This is a genomic window from Pelagerythrobacter sp. Soil_C_18 (assembly GCF_057657235.1).
The window spans coordinates 955,629-976,525 of record NZ_JBDGIU010000001.1 but is presented as its reverse complement, the minus strand read 5'-3'; the positions used below and the strand labels follow the sequence as shown (position 1 = coordinate 976,525).

Genomic DNA, 20,897 nt, shown 5'->3' with positions numbered 1-20,897 from the left:
CGGGCGGAGGCGAGGGCGGATCAGTGTGCCATCCCCCAGCTTGCGCCGGTGCCGATCTCGATTCCGAGCGGCACGTCGAGCGCCACGGCGGGCGCGGCGGCTTCGGCCATGACGCGCTCGATCACGGGCGATGCCGCGGCGACGTCGCCGGCGGGCAGCTCGAACACCAGTTCGTCGTGCACCTGCAGCAGCATGCGCACATGCCCCAGACCGGCGGCGTCGAGTGCGGGCATCATCCGGGCCATCGCGCGCTTGATGATGTCGGCGCTGGTCCCTTGGATCGGCGCGTTGATCGCGGCACGTTCGCTGCCCTGGCGCTCGGCCTGGTTCTTGGAGCCGATCCGCGGAAACCAGGTCTTGCGGCCGAACAGCGTCTCCGAATAGCCACGCTCGCGCACAGTATCGAGCGTTTCCATGATGTAGCGCTGGATGCCGGGGAAGCGCCGGAAATACGTGTCGATCATCGCCTGTGCCTCGTCCGCCTCGACCTTGAGGCGCCCGGCAAGGCCCCAGCGGCTGATGCCGTAGAGGATCGCGAAGTTGATCGTCTTGGCTTGCGCACGGGTGTCGCGCGTGACCTGGCCGAACATCTCGGCCGCGGTGCGCGCGTGAATGTCCTCACCGTTCGCGAAGGCCTGCTTCAATTCGGGCACGTCGGCCATGTGCGCGGCGAGGCGCAGCTCGATCTGCGAGTAGTCGGCGGCGAGCAGCACGTTGCCTTCCTCCGCCACGAAGGCTTCGCGGATCTGGCGCCCGATCTCGGTGCGGATGGGGATGTTCTGCAGGTTGGGATCGGTCGAGGACAGCCGCCCGGTCTGCGCTCCCACGAGGCTGTAGCTCGTGTGGACCCGGCCGGTATCGGGATGGATCGCGGCCTGCAGCGCGTCGGTATAGGTCGACTTGAGCTTGGTCAGCTGGCGCCACTCGAGCACCCGGTCGGCGATCTCTGCGCCTTGCGCGGACAGCCGCTCCAGGATGGCCTGATCGGTCGAATACTGTCCGCTCTTGCCCTTGCGCCCGCCCTTGTAACCCATCTTGTCGAACAGCACGTCGCCGAGCTGCTTGGGGCTGCCGATGGTGAAGGGCGCACCGGCGATCGCGTGAATCTCCGCCTCCAGCCGGCCGGTTTCGGCGGCGAACTCGTCGGACAGCTTGGCGAGCTGCGCCCTGTCGACCCGGATCCCGTGCCGCTCCATCTGCGCGACCACCGGGATCAGCGGACGGTCGACCCGCTGGTAGATGCGGGTGCCGCCTTCGGTCGCAAGGCGCGGCTTGAGGTTCGCGTAGAGGCGCCAGGTCACGTCGGCGTCCTCCGCGGCGTATTCGGTCGCCCGGTCGAGCGGCACTTCGCCGAAGGGGATCGCCTTCTTGCCGCTGCCGCAGATGTCCTTGAACGTCAGCGTCGTGTGGCCGAGGTGGCGCTGCGCAAGCTCATCCATCCCGTGGCCGCCGCCGATCCCGTCGAGGCTGCGGCCAGCGTCGAGCGTGAAGGACACGATCATCGTGTCGTCGACCGGCGCCATTGCGATGCCGTGGCGCGCCAGCACGTTGATGTCGTATTTCACGTTTTGCCCGACCTTCAGCACCGCGTCGCTTTCGAGCAGCGGGCGCAGCATGGTCAGCGCGGTCTCGCGCGCGACCTGCTGGGGCCGCTCGGCGAACATGTCGCTGCCGCCGTGCGCGAGCGGGATGTAGCAGGCATCGTTGGGCCCCAGAGCGAGGCTGATCCCGGCGAGGTCCGCGCGCATGGCATCGAGGGCGCTCGTCTCGGTATCGATCGCGACCAGCCCGGCGGCGAAGGCGCGTTCGATCCAGTGCTCGAGCCGCTCGGCCGTCTGCACGCATTCGTAAGTGCTACGATCAATCTCCGGCATCTGCGGCAGCGGCTGGCGAGTGCCGTTCGGGCTCGCTTCCGCGCCCTTGTTGACTGGTTTTGCAGGGTTGAGGTTGGTCGCGCGATCAGGGCTGCCGTTGCCGCCGTCGAGCCGCCGCAGCAGGCTGGTGAAGCCGTGCTTCTCCAGAAACGCTGCAAGCGGGTCGCGCGGCACCGCGGTGAGCTTGAACTCCTCCAGTGCCATCGGCAGATCGCAGTCTTCCTTGAGCTGCACGAGCACGCGGCTGAGTTCGGCCATCGCGCGGCCTTCGATCAATCGGTCCTTGAGCTTGGAAGGCTTCATGGCCGGCGCGGCGTCCAGCGCGGCGGTGAGGCCGCCGTGTTCGACGATCAGCTTGGACGCCGTCTTGGGACCGATCCCGAAGATCCCCGGCACGTTATCGACCGAATCGCCCATCAGCGCGAGCACGTCGCCGACCAGCTCGGGCGGCACGCCGAACTTCTCGACCACCTCGTCGGGCCCGATGCGCTGATTCTTCATCGTGTCGAGCATGTCGATACAGCCGCCCTCGGGCACGCCCTCGGCGGGTTCGGCACATTTGCCGACGAGCTGCATCAGATCCTTGTCCGACGAGACAATGGTCACGTCCCACCCCTGGCGGGTGGCTTCACGCGCGTAAGAGGCGATGATATCGTCCGCCTCCAGCCCATCTTCCTCGATGCACGGCAGGCTGAACGCGCGCGTTGCGTCGCGGATCAGCGGGAACTGCGGCACCAGATCCTCGGGCGGCGGGGGACGGTTGGCCTTGTACTGGTCGTAGATCTGGTTGCGGAAGCTGGTCGATCCCTTGTCGAGGATGACCGCGAGGTGCGTTGGACCGTCGGCCTTGTCGAGATCGTCGGCCAGCTTCCACAGCATCGTGGTATAGCCATAGACCGCGCCCACCGGCGTCCCTTGCGGGTCGGTGAGCGGCGGGAGCCGGTGATAGGCGCGAAAGATATAGGCCGAACCGTCGACCAGGTAGAGATGCTGTTTGTCTGCCATCGCAGGCGTGGTAGCAGCGCAAATTCCGCGGGTCAGCCGCTTTCGTTCAAGCGGAGGCGCGACCGCAATTGCGGCGCAAAAGTGTCAAACCGCTTGCCACGCCACAAAATCGCCATTATTGCGGCGGGCTGAAGTCTACATGCTTGTGGGCTTCGCGTCGCGGCCTCTCAATAGCGAAGTCCGCGATGAAACCACTCGCTGTTCAAGGAAATTGATATATGCGCAAGATCGTTCTCGCCGCCGCTGCTGCCGGCGCCGCTCTGACCCTCGCCGCTTGCTCGGAAGGCACGCAGGACTCCGCTGAGCAGACCGTCGACAGCGCCGCTGCCGATGCCGAAGCCAATGCCGACGCGGCTGGCGCGGCCGTCGAAGACGCCGCCACCGACGCCGGTGCGGCCGTCGAAGGCGCGACCGAAGACGCCACTGCTGCTGCTGACGAAGCTGCCGCCGCTGCGGAAGCCGAAGTGCAGGACGAGACGACCACCGAAGCTCAGGCCGACTGATCTTCGCGTTCGTTTAGCGAAAAAAGAGGAAGGGCGGCGTCGCGAGACGCTGCCCTTTCTTTTTGCGCTATCGCGTTAGGCCAACGCGAGGAGTTGGTTTCGGTGGGGCCGCTCAGCCGGCGTCGTCATCCCGCTCATCGCGCCGGGAGGTGGCGCTGGTCACGTCCTGATCGTGTCCGCTCTTGTTGCTGAAGAAGGCGAGGGCGAACAGGCCGCAGCCGAGGAGCACCGAGATGAACACGCCCAGGATGGTCGCGACCACCGCATGGACGCTCCACGCACCGACGATATAGAGATAGACCAGCGCGGCGGCGACCATCAGGACACCGGCCAGCGCGATCCATTTTACCATGCGCCGGAACTCGCGCTCGGCCTGCTGTCTGGATGTCACCATGTCGGACAAGGCCATAGACCAGAGGTTCCACCCCGAACAGGGCTAAACCCATTTCGGAGGAAGGTCTGCTTCTCTCCAGGCCGCCGCTAGCGGCTCATCGGGGCATGTGGCGCCCGTCTCGGGATCAGGGAAGCCGTGCTTCCGCCTGCGTGGCGTAAGTCGCCTCGGCCCAGGTGACGCCCTGTGGATTGTCATATCCGGAGTACACCGCCCGCGCGATCTGCGCGATCTTGCTCTCCCGCGCCAGCCGCGCTCCCTGCCCGGTGACATAGATGGCCACTGCGAAAGCCTTCCCGTCAGGGGTGCGGACAATGCCGATGTCGCTCGATGTATTGTTGAGCGAGCCCGTCTTGTGCGCGACGAACGCGCCGGCCGGCAGCAGGGCCGGAATCCGCCGCTTGCCGGTGATGCACCGCTCCATCGCGCCGAGGATGACCTGGCGGCTGCTCTTCGAAAGCCAGCGCCCCTGATAGAGGCCGGCGAGCAGCTCGGTCATCGCACGGGGAGTTGCGCTGTCGCGCAGATCGACGGCCCTCGCCGGATCGATCTCCCCATCGTCGCGCACGAGCGTGGCGATGTCGCGGGTGAGCTGGAATTCCTCGATTCCGGCGCGGCGCATCCAGTCGTTCACCGCATCCGGCCCGCCGACGGCGGCAAGCAGCGCGTCGGTCGCAGGATTGCTCGAGCGGGTGATCATCAGTTCTATGAGCTGGCTTGCAGGCAAGTGCTTGCCGCGCCGTACCGGGGCCTTAACGCTCGAAAACGGTTCGGAGCGTACGGGGATGAGCAGTGGAAATTCGCTCGACAGGCTCCACCGCCCCTGCTCGACACCTTCCATATAGGCCGCGGCGATGGCGATCTTGCTGGTGCTTGCCATCGGGAAGCGCTGGTCGCCCAGAACGGAGAATTCCTGACCTGTCGCGAGATCGAGCACGGCCACGCCGATGCGGCCATTGGCGCCGTCGGCCAGCCGCACGATCTGCCGCTCGAAACCGCTCTCGTAAACAGCCTGGAACGTGCGCGGGGCACGTGTTTCGGTGCCGAGGACGTTGTCGAACACCGCCTCGTAATTGGTGGTCTGCGCCTGGACCGGTTGCACCACGGCGAGGCCGAATGCGAACGCCCCCGCCAGTCCCCTCATGAATCGCGATCCCAAAGCCATGCCGGCTGTCGTAACCCTCCCTTGGTTAGCAACAACTTAACGGACACGGATTCCTGCGGGCAAGCGGCAGGGCGACGAGAGGTGGCTCAGCAGCGGCAGGGCCCCTCCCCGAGTCGCCATGCGCAAAGAAGTCACGCGGCCACGATCACCTCGGCGATGCGATCGGTGGTGTCGTGGATCATGGTCTTGGCGATTTCGCCGACCAGCCGCTTCTCCAGCTCGGTATGATAATGGCGCCGCATCTCGCCCAGCTTCTTGGGGTCGGCGATCACCAGCACCTGATCGATTTCGCCTGCGATTGCCTTGGCGTTGAGCCATTCTGCGGCTGCGGCGGCGCGCGCGAGCTCGTTGAGGTCGTTGCGCTCCGGCTGTTGGCTGCCTGGATCCTGATGGCGCACTCCGGCGCTGAAGTTGGTGAGGGAAAGGTCTGGTCTGCCTACCAGCTCGAGGTTGGGTTCGAATGGCTGGCCCTTGTTTCGCATGACGACGAAGTTCTCTCCGTCCACCAGCACGACGTGGGCCTTGTGCGGCAACTTCATGGATCGGCTCTCCTTTCGATGTCACCAACGGGCGAGCCTCGGTATCGTTGCCGCCCGCGTGTCCCGCCGCCGTGCGGGCGGCACCGAACGACGCAGCCGAGCCGGGGACGATAGCTGCGGAAGAGGAGGGGGCACCGACGAACCGCTCATACCGCTCGACGGGCGGCGTCTTGACTTGAGCGGCGCGATGGTCCCCATTTCCGGCTTGGGGATTTTCCTTTGAGGGGACGCACGATCATGACCGCATACCGTTTCGCCCGCTTGCCGCTGGCTGCCAGTCTGCTTGCCACCGCCAGCGCGCTTGCGGCGCAAGGGGCGCCGATCGTGCAGCCCGGCGCGCCGGGCGAGGCGACGAAGACTCTTTCGGCCGAACAGGCGACGCAGCTCGCGAACACCGCTTTCTCGCCCGCCGACGTCGCGTTCATGCAAGGCATGATCGTCCACCACCAGCAGGCGGTCGACATGGCGGCGCTGGTGGACGAGCGGACCAACAATCCGGACATCGTCGCCGTTGCCGGGCGCATCGACGCGAGCCAGAAGGACGAGATCGGCTTCATGACCGAGTGGCTGCGCGAGCGAAACCAGCAGGTCTCGATGGCCGGCATGGGCCACGCGCACCATCACGCCGGGATGAAGGGCATGGCGACGGCCGAGCAGATGGCGCAGCTCGCCGCTGCCAACGGCACCGCATTCGACCGCTTGTTCCTCGAGCTGATGATCCCGCACCACATGGGCGCGATCGACATGGTCGAGGAACTGCACGATCAGCCCGGCACCGCCTACGAGCCGGTGATGTTCGAGTTCACCAACGAGGTGGTGAACGACCAGCAGGCGGAGATTGACCGGATGAACGCGGTCCTCGCCGGGCTCTCGACCGATCCGCGCGTGGCGCTGAAGGCCGGTTTCCGCGACGCGGGCGAGGCGATCAGCAACCTGCGCCACGTCGTCGCTCTACCGAAGCCGGCGGGCTTCTTCGATCCCGAAAACCCGGCGCAGCTCCGCCCCCTCAAGCCGGAGAAGGAAGAAGAGGGGGCCGGGCACGAGGGTCACGAGGGCCCGGACAAGGAACAGGAAGGGACCGAAGAGGACAAGCCCGAGTTCGGCGAGCGCGGATCGCTGCTCTCGTTCGCAAACACCGACATGGCCTTTTCGGGCGACCTGCTCGTGGCCGGCAACTATCACGGGTTCAACGCCTACCGCCTCGGCAAGGACGGCGTGCCGCAGCTCGTCAGCTCGACCGTCTGCCCGGGCGGGCAGGGCGACGTCTCGATCGTCGGCGAGCTGCTGATCATGAGCGTCGAGGACAGCCGCGGGCGGATCGATTGCGGACTGCAGGGCGTCGATGGACGGACCAGCCCCGAGCGTTTCCGTGGCCTGCGCATCTTCGACATTTCCGACATTACCCGTCCGGTGCAGGTCGGGCAGGTGCAGACCTGCCGCGGCAGTCATACGCATTCGATCGTCTCATCGGACGAGCAGCGGATCGTGGTCTACAACTCGGGCACGTCCTACGTGCGCGAGGAGGACGAACTCGAGGGCTGCCGCGATACGGCGGGCGACGATACCGCGCTGTTCTCCATCGACGTGATCGAGATCCCGGTGGCGAACCCCGCCGCCGCGCGCATCGTCGACCGTCCGCGCGTCTTCGCCGCCGAGGGGCAGATCGCCGGCCTCTGGCGCGGCGGCGACCACGGTGAGGGCACCCAGCGCACCAGCCGCACCGACCAGTGCCACGACATCACCGTGTTCCCGGCGAAGAACATCGCCGCGGGTGCATGTTCGGGTAACGGCATCACCCTCGACATCTCCAACCCGCTCGTGCCGGTTCGGATCGACGACGTGACGGACAAGGGCTTCGCCTACTGGCACTCGGCGACGTTCAACAACGACGGCACCAAAGTGCTGTTCACTGACGAGTGGGGCGGCGGCGGCCGTCCGCGCTGCCAGGCGGGCGATCCGAAGAACTGGGGCGCCGATGCGATCTACGCGATCGAGGACGGGCAGCTCGAGTTCAAGAGCCTCTACAAGCTGCCTGCGCCGCAGACCGACATGGAGAACTGCGTCGCGCACAACGGCTCGATCATCCCGGTCCCCGGGCGCGATATCTTCGTCCAGGCGTGGTACCAGGGCGGGATCAGCGTGATCGACTTCACCGATGCGGAGAACCCGATCGAAATCGCCTATTTCGACCGAGGGCCGGTCGACAAGGATCAGCTCGTCACCGGCGGATACTGGTCGGCGTACTGGTACAAGGGCCGCATCTACGCGACCGAGATCACCCGCGGACTGGACGTCTTCGCGCTCGAGCCGAGCGAGTTCCTGACCGAAGCCGAGATCGCCGCCGCGGCCGCAGCCCAATATCCGGGCGACGTCTTCAATCCGCAGACGCAGACGCAGGTCACTTGGCCCGCCGATGTCATCGCGGCGGTGGAGGCGAGCCGCAAGGGCGGCTGAGGTCTAGACCCCGAACGGCCAGGTCTCGGGCGCCTGGTCGTGCGGCTCGTGCCGCGCGAGCGGTTCGAGCGCGCGGGTCTCGTCGAACCAGACGTAGGCGTCGAACTGCTCGGGCAGCACGGATTCGCTGTAGTGGCTCCAGCGCTCGGTCTCGGGACGGTAGATCACGCCGATGAAGCGTTCGAGCAGCGGTTCCGAGAGGCGTCGGGCCAGCGCAGGATCGCTCGAGAGGTCGAACAGGAAGCGCGGCACACCGCTGTCGTGGCATAGCCGTTCGTAGCTGTCGCGGCGGGAGGGGACGACGCGCTTGACCTCACGGTCTCCGTCCCAATCGGTCGCGGCCGAGACGGTGCCGGTGTGTGTGCCGAAGCCGATCAGCGCGACCGTCTCGCCCCATTTCTCGCGCGCGAGCTGGCCGATGTTGTGCTCGCCGCGCGCGGCGCCCATTTCGGTCGCGCGCGCGTCGCCGATATGGCTGTTGTGCGCCCAGACTACCGCCTTGGCACCGGGCCCGCGTGCTTCGAGCAGATGTTCGAGCGTCTCGGCCATATGGCTGTCGCGCAGGTTCCAGCTCTCCGCGCCGCCGTAGTACATCACGCGGTAGTAGCGCTCGGCCGAGGCGACGAGCCGCGCGTTCATCGCCGCGCCGAAGCTTTCGCCGTCCTGCTCCAGGGCGCGTTCCAGCAGATCGCGGCACTGCGCGACGACCGCCTGCTCGCATTCGGCATAACCCTTGCGCAGCGCTGCACGGCCGTACGTCGCGGGATCGGCCTGCCACGGGGTGAGGCAGCCGTAGCGTTCGCGCGCTACGGCCGCGGCCTCGGGATCGTGCTCGTCGAGATAGGCGAGCACCGCTTCGATCGAGCCGGACATATTGTAGATGTCGAGCCCGTAGAAGCCGATCCGGTCGTCCTCACCACGGCCCTCGTTGATCGTCCTGAGATCGCGCAGGAAACCAGGCATGACCGTGTTGCGCCACATCCATGTGGGGAAGCGGCGGAACGGCATCGGCGCATCCTCGCGCTGCGGGAGCCCGCGGATATAGCGGTCGTAAGCGGCCGCATCGGGCCAGTCGCCTTCCACCGCCACCACGGTGAAGCCGTGACGTTCCACCAGATGGCGCGTGATTGCGGTGCGCGCGGCGTAGAACTCGTGGGTGCCGTGGCTGCATTCGCCGAGCATGACTACGCGGCGGTCGGCGAAGCGGTCGAACGCCGATGCAAAGCCGGGTTCGTCGATATCGCCGAGCGGAACGGCAGCGTCGGCGATCAACTCGGGCAGGCTCTTCGTGCGCGCCGGCTGGTGGTTGCTTGCGGCGCGCGTGCCATCTTCCGGCACGGCGCCGGGCAGCAGGGGCACGAAGCGTACCGGGGCGATGTCGTGGCTCTCCCAAGCATCCTTTGCCGTGCGCACGACGCAGCGGAGCTGCTGGACGTCCTCACCGCCGACCGGGATGATCAGCCGACCGTTCACGGCAAGCTGCTGCTTGAGCGCCTCGGGCACCTCGACCCCTCGGGCGGCGACCAGGATCGCGTCGAACGGTGCTTCCTCGGGCAACCCCTGCATGCCGTCACCCGCGATAACGTCCAGATTGTCGTACCCCAGCGCGGCGACGCGTTCCTGCGCCTGCCGGGCGAGAATCGCGTGGCGCTCGATGGCGAAGACGCGCGCCGCGATGCGCGAGAGCACCGCCGCCGCGTAGCCCGAGCCCGCGCCCACCTCTAGCACGCGATCATCCGAGCGGATTTCGGCCGCTTCGACCATGCTGGCGACGATATAGGGCTGCGAGATCGTCTGCCCTTCGCCGATCGGCAGCGGGCAGTCCTCATAGGCGAATTCGGCCATCTCCTCTGGAAGGAAGCGTTCGCGCGGCACTTCACGGAAGGCCCGCAGGATCGGTTCATCGGTGATGGCGCGGGCGCGGATCTGCCGCTGCACCATAGTTTCGCGTTGCTTCTCGTAGTCGGCCAAGATCGCGCCTTTCCGGCGAGGGCCCGCGTCTCGCGCGATCGGGGCGGGCCCCGCCCGTCGTGATGATCGCTTCCCCGGCTCAACGACGTGCGCCCGTGATCGTGCCCGCGCGGGACAAAAGAAAGGGCCCGGCGGATCGCTCCGCCGGGCCCTCTTTTCTCGCGAACTCCCGCGCTCGCGGGAGTGCAGCGTTCTGGCTTAGAAGCCCATGCCGCCCATGCCGCCCATGTCGGGCATCGCGGGGGCAGCCGGCTTGTCGTCCGGCTTTTCGCTGATCGCCGCTTCGGTGGTGATCAGCAGGCCGGCGACCGAGGCCGCATCCTGCAGCGCCGTGCGAACGACCTTGGTCGGGTCGATCACGCCAGCCTGGACGAGGTTCTCGTAAACGTCGGTCGCAGCGTTGAAGCCGAGCGAATCGTCGTTGCCGTCGATCAGCTTGCCCGCGACGACCGCGCCGTCGTGCCCGGCGTTCTCGGCGATCTGACGGATCGGCGCCTGCAGCGCGCGGCGGACGATATCGACGCCGCGCGTCTGATCGTCGTTCTCGCCGCTCAGGCCCTGGAGCGCGGTAGTGGCATAGAGCAGCGCAGTACCGCCGCCCGGGACGATGCCTTCCTCGACCGCGGCGCGGGTCGCGTGGAGCGCGTCGTCGACGCGATCCTTGCGTTCCTTCACCTCGACTTCGGACGCACCGCCGACCTTGATCACGGCAACGCCGCCCGCGAGCTTGGCGAGACGCTCTTGCAGCTTCTCGCGGTCGTAATCGCTGGTGGTGTTCTCGATCTGGGTGCGGATTTCGTTCACGCGCGCCTTGATGTCGTCGGCCGAGCCGGCGCCATCGACGATCGTGGTGTTGTCCTTGTCGATGGTGACGCGCTTGGCTTCACCGAGCATGCCCAGCGTGACGTTCTCGAGCTTGATGCCGAGATCCTCGCTGATCATCTCGCCCTTGGTCAAGATTGCGATGTCCTGCAGCATCGCCTTGCGGCGATCGCCGAAACCGGGGGCCTTGACCGCCGCGACCTTGAGGCCGCCGCGCAGCTTGTTGACCACCAGGGTCGCCAGCGCCTCGCCTTCGATGTCCTCGGCGATGATCAGAAGCGGGCGGCCGCTCTGCACGGCAGCTTCGAGCACCGGCAGCATCGCCTGCAGGTTGCTGAGCTTCTTTTCGTGGATCAGGATGTACGGGTTATCCAGCTCCACCACCATCTTCTCGGGATTGGTGATGAAGTAGGGGCTGAGATAGCCACGGTCGAACTGCATGCCTTCGACCACGTCGAGCTCGAATTCGAGGCCCTTGGCTTCCTCGACGGTGATCACGCCTTCCTTGCCGACCTTCTCCATCGCCTCGGCGATCTTCTCGCCGACTTCACGGTCGCCGTTGGCCGAGATGATGCCGACCTGGGCGATCTCGTTCGAGCCTGCGACTTCCTTCGAGCGTGTCTTGAGGTTCTCGACGACCTTGATCACCGCGAGGTCGATACCGCGCTTGAGATCCATCGGATTCATGCCGGCGGCGACCGACTTCATACCCTCGCGCACGATCGACTGGGCGAGCACGGTGGCAGTGGTGGTGCCGTCGCCTGCGAGATCGTTGGTCTTGCTGGCGACTTCGCGCAGCATCTGCGCGCCCATGTTCTCGAACTTGTCCTTGAGCTCGATTTCCTTGGCGACGGTGACGCCGTCCTTGGTGATGCGGGGCGCACCGAAGCTCTTGTCGATCACGACGTTGCGACCCTTGGGGCCGAGCGTGACCTTCACCGCGTTGGCGAGGATGTCGACGCCGCGCAGGATGCCTTCGCGCGCGTCGCGCGAAAATTTCACGTCCTTGGCTGCCATTGATGTTCTCCTGGAATTCGTGTGTTGGTTTGGAAAGCGGTGTGATCAGCGGATCAGGAGATGATCCCCATGATGTCGCTTTCCTTCATGATCAGCAGATCTTCGCCGTCGAGCTTGACCTCGGTGCCGGACCACTTGCCGAACAGCACGCGGTCGCCAGCCTTCACGTCGAGCGGGGTGACCGTACCGTCTTCGGCCTTAGCGCCCGAACCGACGGCGACGATTTCGCCCTCGCTCGGCTTTTCCTTGGCGCTGTCGGGGATGATGATACCCCCGGCGGTCTTTTCTTCGGCTTCGATGCGACGGACCAGTACGCGGTCGTGCAGCGGACGAAATGCCATTGTTGTGACCTCTCTGATAAGAGTGAATGAATGCCTCTGGCACTCTCGGGGTGAGAGTGCCAGCCGGGCGGATATGTGAATGTGCCGGCGGCGAGTCAACAGGCCGCACCTAAAAAATCGCGCCCACGGACTCGCGCGCGGCGGTGGATCCCGTCAGGCCGGCTGCGGGATAGCCGCGGATGGCCGGATGGTGAGCGCAAGCCGGTCGCGCCGATGCCAGCGGGAGACCAGCAGCAGCGCCGCGACGACCAATCCGGTGGCGAGCCCGATCCATACGCCCCTGCCCTCGAGCGGAGTGGCGAAGCCGAGCACGAGCGCCACGCCCATTCCCGGCACCCAGTAGCTGAAGATCGCGATCCACATCGGGACCCGTGTGTCCTGCAATCCGCGCAAGGCGCCCGCCGCGACCGCCTGCACGCCATCGAACAACTGGAACGCCGCGGCGATGACCAGATATTGCAGGGCGAAGGCCACCAGTACGGCGTTCTCCGGCGCCCACGGATCGATGTAGATCGCGAGCAGCGGCATGGGGATCGCGATCATCGCGCTTGCAGTCACCGTCATGAAGGCTGTGCCCATCGCGATCGCGGTCCATCCGGCGCGCATGATCCCTTCGCGGTCGCGGGCGCCGAAGAAGTAACCGACCCGGATGGTCGCCGCCTGGCCCATGCCGAACGGCACCTGGAACGCGAGCGCGGCGATCTGCAGCGCGACAGTGTGCGCGGCAAGCTGCGAAGTGCCGATGTTGCCCATCAGGAACGCGGCAGCGCCGAAAATGCCGGCCTCCGCGGTGATGGTCAGCGCGATCGGCGTGCCAACCCGCACGATCTTCACCAGCCGCGACCAGTCGGGGCGCCACCAGAAACCGAAGATGTGGTAGCGGTGCAGGAGCGGATCGAGGCGGATCGCGACGATATAGGCAAGCGTGACCGCGACGCCGGTCATGATCGTCGCTACCGCCGCGCCGCGGATGCCTAGCTCCGGCGCGCCGAGATTGCCGAAGATGAAGGCGTAGTTCGCAAGCGCGTTCACCCCGATGCCGCCTGCGGTGATGATCGTTGCGAAGACCGGCCGCCCGAGCGCGGACACGAAGTTCCGCAAGACGTTGTTGATGACCATCGGGATCAGCGACCATACGACGACGAGATTGTAGGCGTTGGCGAGGCCGATGATCTCTTCCTGCTGCCCGGTCACCCGCATGATCGGTTCGAGCAGGAGGCAGAGCCCCATGCCGACGGCGCCGCTGAGCACCGCGAGCCACAGCGCCATGCGCACCGAACGGCGCACCGGCCGCAGGGCCGGCGCGCGCGCGCCCAGCTCCTCTGCGATCAGCGGTGCGACCGCGCCGGTGAGGCCGGAGAGCGCCCAGAGGACCAGCCCGAACAGCGCGACCGTGATCGCCGAAGCTGCCAGGGGCGCTTCCCCCAACCGCGCGATGAAGATCACGTCGACCGCATAGGTGAGCATCTGCAGCAGGTTGGCGAGCGCGAGCGGCCACGCGAGCCGGAAAGTGGCTCCGATTTCGGTGCGCCAGGGCGAAAGGGTGCGTGCGTCGGACATAAAGCCGTCCCGGTTAGGGGCGGTGGGCGGCGGCGCAAAGCGAAAATGCCGGCGCATGGCTCAATTCGGCGCAAGCGCGGCCCCGGCGCCACAGCTTGCGTGCGGGAGGCCCGCGCGGCAAGGGTCGCGGCGAAGGAGACGCGCGTTGAATCAGGGCTCTGGAATCGCACTGCTGGCACTGTCGCTGGCACTGGCAGGCTGCGGATCGGGAGATCGTGACGGTGAGCCGGCGGACCAGATAGCGGTGCAGGCGGCTCCGGGCGATCGGCCGGCAGCTTTCTCCCGCTGCGCCACCTGCCACCAGACCGCGCCGGGGCGCAACGGGGTGGGCCCTTCGCTGGCCGGCGTCTACGGCGGGCCGGCGGCGCACGAGCCGACCTATGCCTACAGCAAGGCCATGCGCGCGTCGGGCCTCGTCTGGGACGATGCGACGCTGGACGCCTATCTCGCGAATCCGCGAGCCCTCGTGCCCGGAACCAAGATGGTCTTTCCAGGGGTGCGCGATCCGGCCGAACGGGCGGCGATCATTGCCTACCTCGAGACGCTCTAGGACAAACGAAAAGGGCGGCGCCTCGCGGCACCGCCCTTCGCGTGTTCTCGGTAGAGAAGTCGATTACTTCAGCTCGACGGTGCCGCCGGCTGCTTCGATCTTGCCCTTGACCTCTTCGGCCTCGGCCTTGTTCACGCCTTCCTTGAGCGGCTTCGGCGCGCCCTCGACGAGAGCCTTGGCTTCGGTCAGGCCCAGGCCGGTGATGGCGCGGACTTCCTTGATGACCTGGATCTTCTTGCCACCGTCGCCGGTGAGAATGACGTCGAATTCGGTCTTCTCTTCGGCTGCGGGGGCATCGCCACCGGCGGCGGGGCCGGCAACGGCGACGGCAGCGGCGGCGGAAACGCCCCACTCTTCTTCCAGCGCCTTGGCGAGTTCGGCCGCCTCGAGGACGGTCAGCTTCGAAAGTTCTTCAACGAGCTTGGCGATATCGGCCATGATGTTTCACTCCAGATAAATTCGGCTGGGGCAAGGTGCCCCGGAAAAATCGCTTTCGCGAAAACCGCTTACGCCGCTTCCTTGGCGCCAAAGGCACCGAAGACGCGAGCGAGCTTGGCGGCGGGTTCGTTGACGACCCGGGCGATCTTGGTCGCCGGGGCGTTGACGAGGCCCACCAGTGTGCCGCGCAGCTCGTCGAGCGAAGGCATCGAGGCGAGCGCCCTGATCCCAGCTTCGTCGAGCAACTGCCCGCCCATCGAACCGCCCACGATTTCGAGCTTTTCGTTCGATTTGGCGAATTCCACCGCAGCCTTGGCTGCCGCCACCGGGTCTACCGACCAGGCAAGCGCCGTCGGGCCGGAGAGGTATTCCTCCAGGCCTTCGTACTGGGTTTCCTTCAGGGCGAGCTTGGCAAGGCGGTTTTTCGCAACCTTGTAGGACGCACCGGCTTCGCGCATCTTCGAGCGCAGGTCGGTGGATTGCGCCACCGACAGGCCGAGGTTGCGGGTGACGACCACCACACCAACCTCGTTGAAGACCGCATTGAGCTGGGCGACCGCATCGGTTTTCTGCGAACGATCCATGCCATACTCCTTCACATATGACCGCACGCGCTGGCGCGCCTACGGCCGGCTCACATCGCTCCGCGCCGCTAACCGGCACGGGGCAGTCCGTTTGACAAGGGAAGGAGGGCGCCGTGACGCCGGAGCGGGGGCACATGGCACCCGCAATAATCTCGTTTCCCCGCCTAGGCCGGAAATTAAGCCCTGACTGACTTCAGTCGCAGGCACCGGCTGTCTCGGACGGATGACTCGGTAGACGCAAAGAGGCCCGCCGGTCGGGGCGGGCCTCTAGCAGAAAGCGCGGGCGGGTCAAGCCGCCGTGGGACGCCAGCGATCAGTCCATCTGGTCGCGCGCATCCTGCTGGGTGTCGGCCTGCGCTTCGAGACGATCGGCTTCGGCTTCGTTGACGTCCTCGACGCGGTCGGCGCGCTCCTCGAGGTTCTCGGCGCTTTCGTCGAGAACCTCGGCCTGCTGGTCGGCGCTCATCTCGGTTCTCGCGCCGGCAGGAGCAGTCTCTTCGGCCGGAAGCGCGGTCTCGTCGGCCATGGCGGCCTCGTCAGTCGTCGCAGCCTCGTCGGCGGTATCGGTCGCGGTCTCTCCGCAGGCGGACAGCACGAGCGCAGTGGGCAGGGCGGCGAAAAGGGCAATCTTCTTCATATCAAATCTCCCGGTTGGGTCGCCATAAAATCGCCATAATTCGATCCGGTTCCACGCTTTGCGGCGGATGGATGGCGATCTTTATCTATCAGAGGGCGTGAAACGAAGAGGCCCGCCTGCGGGGCGGGCCTCGGGCCGGAGGGTCGGCTGGAGCGGACCGATTACATCGGGTCGGTCGTGGGTTCCTCGTCCGGAGTCGTCGTATCGTCCGTGGTGTCGCCGGTCGTATCACCTGTCGTGGTGTCGTCCGTCATCGTGTCATCCGTCATGGTCGGATCGGTCAGCGTGTCGTCGGTCATGGTCGGATCGGCCATGGGATCGTTGGTCATCGTGTCTGCCGTGGTGTCTTCCGGCATGTCGGTGTCGGTCGCGGGATCACCGCAGGCACCGAGCGCAAGGGCAAGCGGGAGGGCGGCAAGTGCGAGCTTCTTCATGGGTAGGCTCCTTTCGCTACTCGCCATATAATTGCCATAATCCGCCTCGGTTCCCCAATTTCGGCAAAATAATACCCCTCCGCGCGAAGCACCCCTGGTCGCGGCTGGCATTGCTCTTGTGGGCCTCCGTTGACAGTTGCAGGGGGAAATCCTACATGCCCCCTCGACCGCACGCTTCGAGCAAGGTCCGTTCATGCGCGGGGACGGCCAGGGATGGAAGCGGCGATTCCATATTCGCGACGTTCAGATCAAGCTGCAGCAGGCCCGTAAGGGTGCGATTTGCTGCGGCTTTTTGGCGTCCCGGCTATGAGGCTCCTGACCCATCAGGGGCACGCGTGAGCACGAGTTTCACGATACCGGCGGCGCGATGCCCTGGTACAGCACACGAAGAGGCGAATCACCTCCATGGCGACGAAGGCGAAGAAGACCGGCGCGAAAGCATCGGCCAACACCGGCACCGCGAAGAAGCGCATCCGCAAGATTTTCGGCGACATCCACGAAGTGGTGCAGATGCCGAACCTGATCGAGGTCCAGCGCGAGAGCTACGAGCAGTTCCTGCGCTCCGATCCTTCGATCGACTATGTTTCCGGTCTGGAAAAGACGCTGCGCAGCGTCTTCCCGATCCGTGACTTCGCCGGCACTGCCGAGCTCGACTTCGTGCACTACGAGCTCGAGCCGCCGAAATACGACACGACCGAATGCCGCCAGCGCGGCATCACCTACGCGGCGCCGATGAAGGTCACGCTGCGCTTGATCGTGTTCGAAGTCGACCAGGAGACCGAGACTCGTTCCGTGCTCGATATCAAGGAGCAGGACGTCTACATGGGCGACATGCCGCTCATGACCGAGAACGGCACCTTCCTCATCAACGGCACCGAGCGTGTGATCGTCTCGCAGATGCACCGTTCGCCGGGTGTGCTGTTCGATCACGACCGCGGCAAGACGCACAGCTCGGGCAAGCTGCTGTTCGCTGCGCGCGTCATCCCCTACCGCGGTTCGTGGCTCGACTTCGAATTCGACGCGAAGGATATCGTCAACGTCCGCATCGACCGCAAGCGCAAGCTGCCGGTCACGGCGCTGCTCTATGCGCTGGGCCTCGATAGCGAGGACATCCTCCACCACTTCTACAACACTGTGTTGTGGGAACGCATCTCCGGCAAGAAGGGCGAAGGCTGGAAGATGCCGTTCGTGCCCGATCAGTGGCGCGGCGCCAAGCCCGCGTTCCCGCTGGTCGATGCGGCGACGGGGGAAGAAGTCTTCGCCGCGAACCAGAAGATCTCGCCGCGCGCCGCCAACAAGGCGCTGAAGGACGGTCTGAAGGACCTGCTGATTCCCACCGAGGAAATCCTCGGCCGCTATGCCGCTAAGGACATGATCGACGAGGCCACCGGTCGCATCTGGATCGAAGCCGGCGACGAAGTCAGCCCCGAGAATCTCGAGGTGCTCGACAAGGCGGGTGTCGACCGGATCGAGCTGCTCGACATCGACGACATCAACACCGGTCCCTGGATTCGCAACACGCTCAAGGCTGACAAGGCCGAGAACCGCGAAGAGGGCCTCGAGGCGATCTACAAGGTCATGCGTCCGGGCGAGCCGCCGACGAAGGAAACCGCCGAAGCGCTGTTCGAAGGCCTGTTTTTCGATTCGGACCGCTACGACCTTTCCGCGGTCGGCCGCGTGAAGCTCAACATGCGTCTCGGCCTAGATGCCGAGGACACCGTGACCACGCTGCGCAAGGAAGACATCCTCGCGGTGGTCAAGGAACTGGTCGGTCTGAAGGACGGCAAGGGCGAGGTCGACGACATCGACAACCTCGGCAACCGCCGCGTCCGCTCGGTCGGCGAACTGCTCGAGAACCAGTATCGCATCGGCCTGCTGCGCATGGAGCGCGCGGTGAAGGAGCGGATGAGCTCGGTCGACGTCTCGACGGTCATGCCGAACGACTTGATCAACGCGAAGCCCGCGGTCGCCGCGGTGCGCGAGTTCTTCGGTTCCTCGCAGCTCTCGCAGTTCATGGATCAGACCAACCCGCTGTCGGAAGTGACGCACAAGCGCCGCGTCTCGGCGCTCGGGCCGGGCGGTCTCACGCGTGAGCGCGCCGGCTTCGAAGTGCGCGACGTTCACCCGACGCACTATGGCCGCATCTGTCCGATCGAGACGCCGGAAGGCCCGAACATCGGCCTCATCAACTCGCTCGCCAGCTTCAGCCGCGTCAACAAGTACGGCTTCATCGAGACGCCATACCGCAAGATCATCGACGGCAAGGTGACGAGTGAAGTCGTCTATCTTTCGGCGATGGAAGAGCAAAAGCATGCCGTGGCGCAGGCCTCGGCCGAGCTCAACGAGGACGGTTCGTTCGTCGAGGAGATGGTTTCGGCCCGCCAGAACGGCGAGTTCGTGATGCTCCCGCGCGAGCAGATCACGCTGATGGACGTCAGCCCCAAGCAGCTGGTTTCGGTCGCCGCGTCGCTGATCCCGTTCTTGGAGAACGACGACGCCAACCGCGCGCTGATGGGCTCGAATATGCAGCGCCAGGCGGTGCCGTTGCTCAAGGCCGAGGCGCCGTTCGTGGGCACCGGCATGGAAGAGACCGTGGCGCGCGATTCGGGCGCGGCGATCTCCGCCACCCGCGGCGGTGTGGTCGACCAGGTGGACGCGACCCGTATCGTGATCCGCGCGATCGGTGATGTCGAGCCCGGTCAGTCGGGCGTCGACATCTACACGCTGCAGAAGTTCCAGCGCTCCAACCAGAACACCTGCATCAACCAGCGTCCGCTGGTGAAGGTGGGTGACGTGGTCGAGCAGGGCGACATCATCGCCGACGGTCCCTCGACCGATCTCGGCGAGCTGGCGCTCGGCAAGAACAGCCTCGTCGCGTTTATGCCGTGGAACGGCTACAACTACGAGGACTCGATCCTGATCTCCGAACGCATCGTCAAGGACGACGTGTTCACCTCGATCCACATCGAGGAGTTTGAGGTCATGGCCCGTGACACCAAGCTCGGGCCTGAGGACATCACCCGCGACATCCCGAACGTCGGCGAGGAAGCCCTGCGCAACCTCGACGAGGCGGGCATCGTCTACATCGGCGCCGAAGTGCACCCGGGTGACATCCTGGTCGGCAAGATCACGCCGAAGGGCGAAAGCCCGATGACGCCGGAGGAAAAGCTCCTCCGCGCGATCTTCGGCGAGAAGGCGAGCGACGTGCGCGACACCTCGCTGCGCCTGCCGCCGGGCGTCTCGGGCACGATTGTCGAGGTGCGCGTGTTCAACCGTCACGGCATCGAGATCGACGACCGTACCCGCGCGATCCAGAACGAGGAAATCGAGCGCCTGCGCAAGGACAGCCAGGACGAACGCGCGATCCTCAACCGGGCGACCTACAACCGCCTGCGGGACATGCTGCTCGGCCAGACCGCTTCGGCTGCGCCCAAGGGCGTCAAGAAGGGCACCGAGATCACCGAAGAGGTGCTCGACGGCGTCGAGAGGCATGAGTGGTTCAAGTTCGCAGTCGCGGACGATGGCCGCCAGGCGCAGATCGAAGCCGTCAAGTCGCAGTACGACGAGGCGGTGAAGGGCATCCAGGACAAGTTCGAGGACCGCAAGGAAAAACTCGAGCGTGGTGACGAACTCGCCCCCGGCGTGCTCAAGATGGTCAAGGTCTTCGTCGCGGTGAAGCGCAAGCTGCAGACCGGCGACAAGATGGCTGGCCGTCACGGCAACAAGGGCATCATCAGCCGCGTCCTGCCGATTGAGGACATGCCGTTCATGGAAGACGGCACTTACGTCGACATGGTGCTCAACCCGCTCGGCGTGCCTTCGCGTATGAACGTGGGGCAGATCTTCGAAACGCACCTCGGCATGGCGGCCCGTGGGCTCGGCCAGCAAGTCGCCGCGGCGCTCGAGGATTGGCGTGCGGCCAATCCGGACGCGGAAGCGGGTCAACCGCCCGAAGCGGTCCGCGAGAAGCTGAAGGACGTCTACGGCGAGCAGTACCATGACGAGATCGAAGCGCGTTCGCCGACCGAGATCGTCGAGCTCGCCGGCAATCTGGTCAAGGGCGTTCCGATGGGCACTCCGGTGTTCGACGGCGCGCGCGAGGCGGACGTGACCCGGATGCTCGAGCGCGCCGGGCTCGACGGCTCGGGCCAGGTGAGGCTCTACGACGGGCGCACCGGCGACGCGTTCGACCGCAAGGTGACGGTGGGGCACATGTACATGCTCAAGCTGCACCACCTGGTGGACGACAAGATCCACGCCCGTTCGATCGGCCCCTACTCGCTCGTCACCCAGCAGCCGCTGGGCGGCAAGGCGCAGTTCGGCGGCCAGCGCTTTGGCGAGATGGAGGTCTGGGCGCTCCAGGCCTACGGCGCCGCCTACACGTTGCAGGAAATCCTCACCGTGAAGTCGGACGACGTGATCGGCCGCACCAAGGTCTACGAAGCGATCGTCAAGGGCGACGACACGTTCGAGGCGGGCATTCCGGAGAGCTTCAACGTGCTCGTCAAGGAAATGCGCAGCCTCGGCCTCAATGTCGAGCTCAAGTCGCTGACCGAGGATGAAGACGAGGACCAGTGGCCGCAGGCGGCGGAATAATCGGGAGCCGGGCGGC

Annotated in this window: 16 protein-coding genes; 4 read left to right on the top strand and 12 right to left on the bottom strand. The window is 65.8% G+C overall.

All coding sequences use genetic code 11. From position 1 onward, the window contains the following. Window positions 1–20: 20 nt before the first annotated feature. Window positions 21–2,879 (bottom strand): DNA polymerase I, encoded by a 2,859-nt coding sequence (polA, locus tag AC3A5N_RS04490; protein ID WP_487736100.1) that lies wholly within the window; start codon window positions 2,877–2,879, stop codon window positions 21–23. 218 nt (window positions 2,880–3,097) lie between these two features. Between polA and AC3A5N_RS04485 the strand changes: the two genes are divergently transcribed. Then, the gene (locus AC3A5N_RS04485) at window positions 3,098–3,382 is read left to right on the top strand and encodes a hypothetical protein (RefSeq protein ID WP_487736099.1); all 285 of its coding nucleotides are present in this window, start codon (window positions 3,098–3,100) and stop codon (window positions 3,380–3,382) included. Window positions 3,383–3,494: 112 nt separating this feature from the next. On the opposite strand, the gene AC3A5N_RS04480 is transcribed toward AC3A5N_RS04485, so the two are convergent. The 3 genes from AC3A5N_RS04480 to AC3A5N_RS04470 form a co-directional block, all read right to left on the bottom strand. Then, window positions 3,495–3,776 carry a hypothetical protein gene (locus AC3A5N_RS04480; protein ID WP_487736098.1) on the bottom strand — a complete coding sequence of 94 codons (282 nt, stop codon included), beginning with the start codon at window positions 3,774–3,776 and terminating at the stop codon, window positions 3,495–3,497. A 124-nt stretch (window positions 3,777–3,900) separates the two neighbouring features. Continuing rightward, window positions 3,901–4,917 (bottom strand): serine hydrolase, encoded by a 1,017-nt coding sequence (locus tag AC3A5N_RS04475; protein ID WP_487736097.1) that lies wholly within the window; start codon window positions 4,915–4,917, stop codon window positions 3,901–3,903. A gap of 152 nt (window positions 4,918–5,069) precedes the next feature. Further along, window positions 5,070–5,477: a baeRF12 domain-containing protein gene (locus tag AC3A5N_RS04470; protein WP_487736096.1), complete on the bottom strand. Its 408-nt coding sequence runs from the start codon at window positions 5,475–5,477 to the stop codon at window positions 5,070–5,072. A gap of 237 nt (window positions 5,478–5,714) precedes the next feature. Here AC3A5N_RS04470 and AC3A5N_RS04465 point away from each other — a divergent pair, with 237 nt between their 5' ends. Further along, window positions 5,715–7,931: a DUF305 domain-containing protein gene (locus AC3A5N_RS04465; RefSeq protein ID WP_487736095.1), complete on the top strand. Its 2,217-nt coding sequence runs from the start codon at window positions 5,715–5,717 to the stop codon at window positions 7,929–7,931. A 3-nt stretch (window positions 7,932–7,934) separates the two neighbouring features. Here the strand turns inward: AC3A5N_RS04465 and AC3A5N_RS04460 are convergent, their stop codons facing one another. The 4 genes from AC3A5N_RS04460 to AC3A5N_RS04445 all read right to left on the bottom strand — a co-directional run bounded on the left by AC3A5N_RS04460 (window position 7,935) and on the right by AC3A5N_RS04445 (window position 13,642). Next, window positions 7,935–9,902: a protein-L-isoaspartate(D-aspartate) O-methyltransferase gene (locus AC3A5N_RS04460; RefSeq protein WP_487736094.1), complete on the bottom strand. Its 1,968-nt coding sequence runs from the start codon at window positions 9,900–9,902 to the stop codon at window positions 7,935–7,937. Between the two features lie 198 nt (window positions 9,903–10,100). Beyond that, complete coding sequence (groL, locus tag AC3A5N_RS04455) at window positions 10,101–11,741, bottom strand: chaperonin GroEL (protein WP_487736093.1); 1,641 nt, start codon at window positions 11,739–11,741, stop codon at window positions 10,101–10,103. Between the two features lie 53 nt (window positions 11,742–11,794). Continuing rightward, window positions 11,795–12,082 (bottom strand): co-chaperone GroES, encoded by a 288-nt coding sequence (gene groES / locus AC3A5N_RS04450; RefSeq protein WP_119511869.1) that lies wholly within the window; start codon window positions 12,080–12,082, stop codon window positions 11,795–11,797. A 153-nt stretch (window positions 12,083–12,235) separates the two neighbouring features. Then, window positions 12,236–13,642 carry an MATE family efflux transporter gene (locus AC3A5N_RS04445; protein ID WP_487736092.1) on the bottom strand — a complete coding sequence of 469 codons (1,407 nt, stop codon included), beginning with the start codon at window positions 13,640–13,642 and terminating at the stop codon, window positions 12,236–12,238. A gap of 145 nt (window positions 13,643–13,787) precedes the next feature. On the opposite strand from AC3A5N_RS04445, the gene AC3A5N_RS04440 reads away from it, so the two are divergent. Continuing rightward, window positions 13,788–14,192: a c-type cytochrome gene (locus AC3A5N_RS04440; protein ID WP_487736091.1), complete on the top strand. Its 405-nt coding sequence runs from the start codon at window positions 13,788–13,790 to the stop codon at window positions 14,190–14,192. Between the two features lie 63 nt (window positions 14,193–14,255). Here AC3A5N_RS04440 and rplL read toward each other — a convergent pair whose 3' ends face one another. The 4 genes from rplL to AC3A5N_RS04420 form a co-directional block, all read right to left on the bottom strand. Then, a complete protein-coding gene (rplL, locus tag AC3A5N_RS04435; protein WP_487736090.1) occupies window positions 14,256–14,630 on the bottom strand; it encodes a 50S ribosomal protein L7/L12 in 375 nt (124 codons plus the stop codon). A gap of 68 nt (window positions 14,631–14,698) precedes the next feature. Next, the gene (gene rplJ / locus AC3A5N_RS04430; RefSeq protein WP_487736089.1) at window positions 14,699–15,214 is read right to left on the bottom strand and encodes a 50S ribosomal protein L10; all 516 of its coding nucleotides are present in this window, start codon (window positions 15,212–15,214) and stop codon (window positions 14,699–14,701) included. A gap of 313 nt (window positions 15,215–15,527) precedes the next feature. Next, window positions 15,528–15,851: a hypothetical protein gene (locus AC3A5N_RS04425; RefSeq protein WP_487736088.1), complete on the bottom strand. Its 324-nt coding sequence runs from the start codon at window positions 15,849–15,851 to the stop codon at window positions 15,528–15,530. 161 nt (window positions 15,852–16,012) lie between these two features. Beyond that, window positions 16,013–16,285 (bottom strand): hypothetical protein, encoded by a 273-nt coding sequence (locus AC3A5N_RS04420; protein WP_487736087.1) that lies wholly within the window; start codon window positions 16,283–16,285, stop codon window positions 16,013–16,015. 405 nt (window positions 16,286–16,690) lie between these two features. Between AC3A5N_RS04420 and rpoB the strand changes: the two genes are divergently transcribed. Then, complete coding sequence (gene rpoB / locus AC3A5N_RS04415; protein WP_487736086.1) at window positions 16,691–20,881, top strand: DNA-directed RNA polymerase subunit beta; 4,191 nt, start codon at window positions 16,691–16,693, stop codon at window positions 20,879–20,881. Window positions 20,882–20,897: the final 16 nt, after the last annotated feature.

Excerpts from the sequence above, each read along its gene's own strand:
- AC3A5N_RS04425 (WP_487736088.1), bottom strand. The coding sequence starts at position 15,851 with ATGAAGAAGATTGCCCTTTTCGCCGCCCTGCCCACTGCGCTCGTGCTG.
- AC3A5N_RS04480 (WP_487736098.1), bottom strand. The coding sequence starts at position 3,776 with ATGGTGACATCCAGACAGCAGGCCGAGCGCGAGTTCCGGCGCATGGTA.
- rplJ (WP_487736089.1), bottom strand. The coding sequence starts at position 15,214 with ATGGATCGTTCGCAGAAAACCGATGCGGTCGCCCAGCTCAATGCGGTC.
- AC3A5N_RS04445 (WP_487736092.1), bottom strand. The coding sequence starts at position 13,642 with ATGTCCGACGCACGCACCCTTTCGCCCTGGCGCACCGAAATCGGAGCC.
- AC3A5N_RS04485 (WP_487736099.1), top strand. The coding sequence starts at position 3,098 with ATGCGCAAGATCGTTCTCGCCGCCGCTGCTGCCGGCGCCGCTCTGACC.
- AC3A5N_RS04470 (WP_487736096.1), bottom strand. The coding sequence starts at position 5,477 with ATGAAGTTGCCGCACAAGGCCCACGTCGTGCTGGTGGACGGAGAGAAC.
- AC3A5N_RS04420 (WP_487736087.1), bottom strand. The coding sequence starts at position 16,285 with ATGAAGAAGCTCGCACTTGCCGCCCTCCCGCTTGCCCTTGCGCTCGGT.
- rplL (WP_487736090.1), bottom strand. The coding sequence starts at position 14,630 with ATGGCCGATATCGCCAAGCTCGTTGAAGAACTTTCGAAGCTGACCGTC.
- AC3A5N_RS04475 (WP_487736097.1), bottom strand. The coding sequence starts at position 4,917 with ATGAGGGGACTGGCGGGGGCGTTCGCATTCGGCCTCGCCGTGGTGCAA.
- groES (WP_119511869.1), bottom strand. The coding sequence starts at position 12,082 with ATGGCATTTCGTCCGCTGCACGACCGCGTACTGGTCCGTCGCATCGAA.
- rpoB (WP_487736086.1), top strand. The coding sequence starts at position 16,691 with ATGGCGACGAAGGCGAAGAAGACCGGCGCGAAAGCATCGGCCAACACC.
- AC3A5N_RS04465 (WP_487736095.1), top strand. The coding sequence starts at position 5,715 with ATGACCGCATACCGTTTCGCCCGCTTGCCGCTGGCTGCCAGTCTGCTT.
- groL (WP_487736093.1), bottom strand. The coding sequence starts at position 11,741 with ATGGCAGCCAAGGACGTGAAATTTTCGCGCGACGCGCGCGAAGGCATC.
- polA (WP_487736100.1), bottom strand. The coding sequence starts at position 2,879 with ATGGCAGACAAACAGCATCTCTACCTGGTCGACGGTTCGGCCTATATC.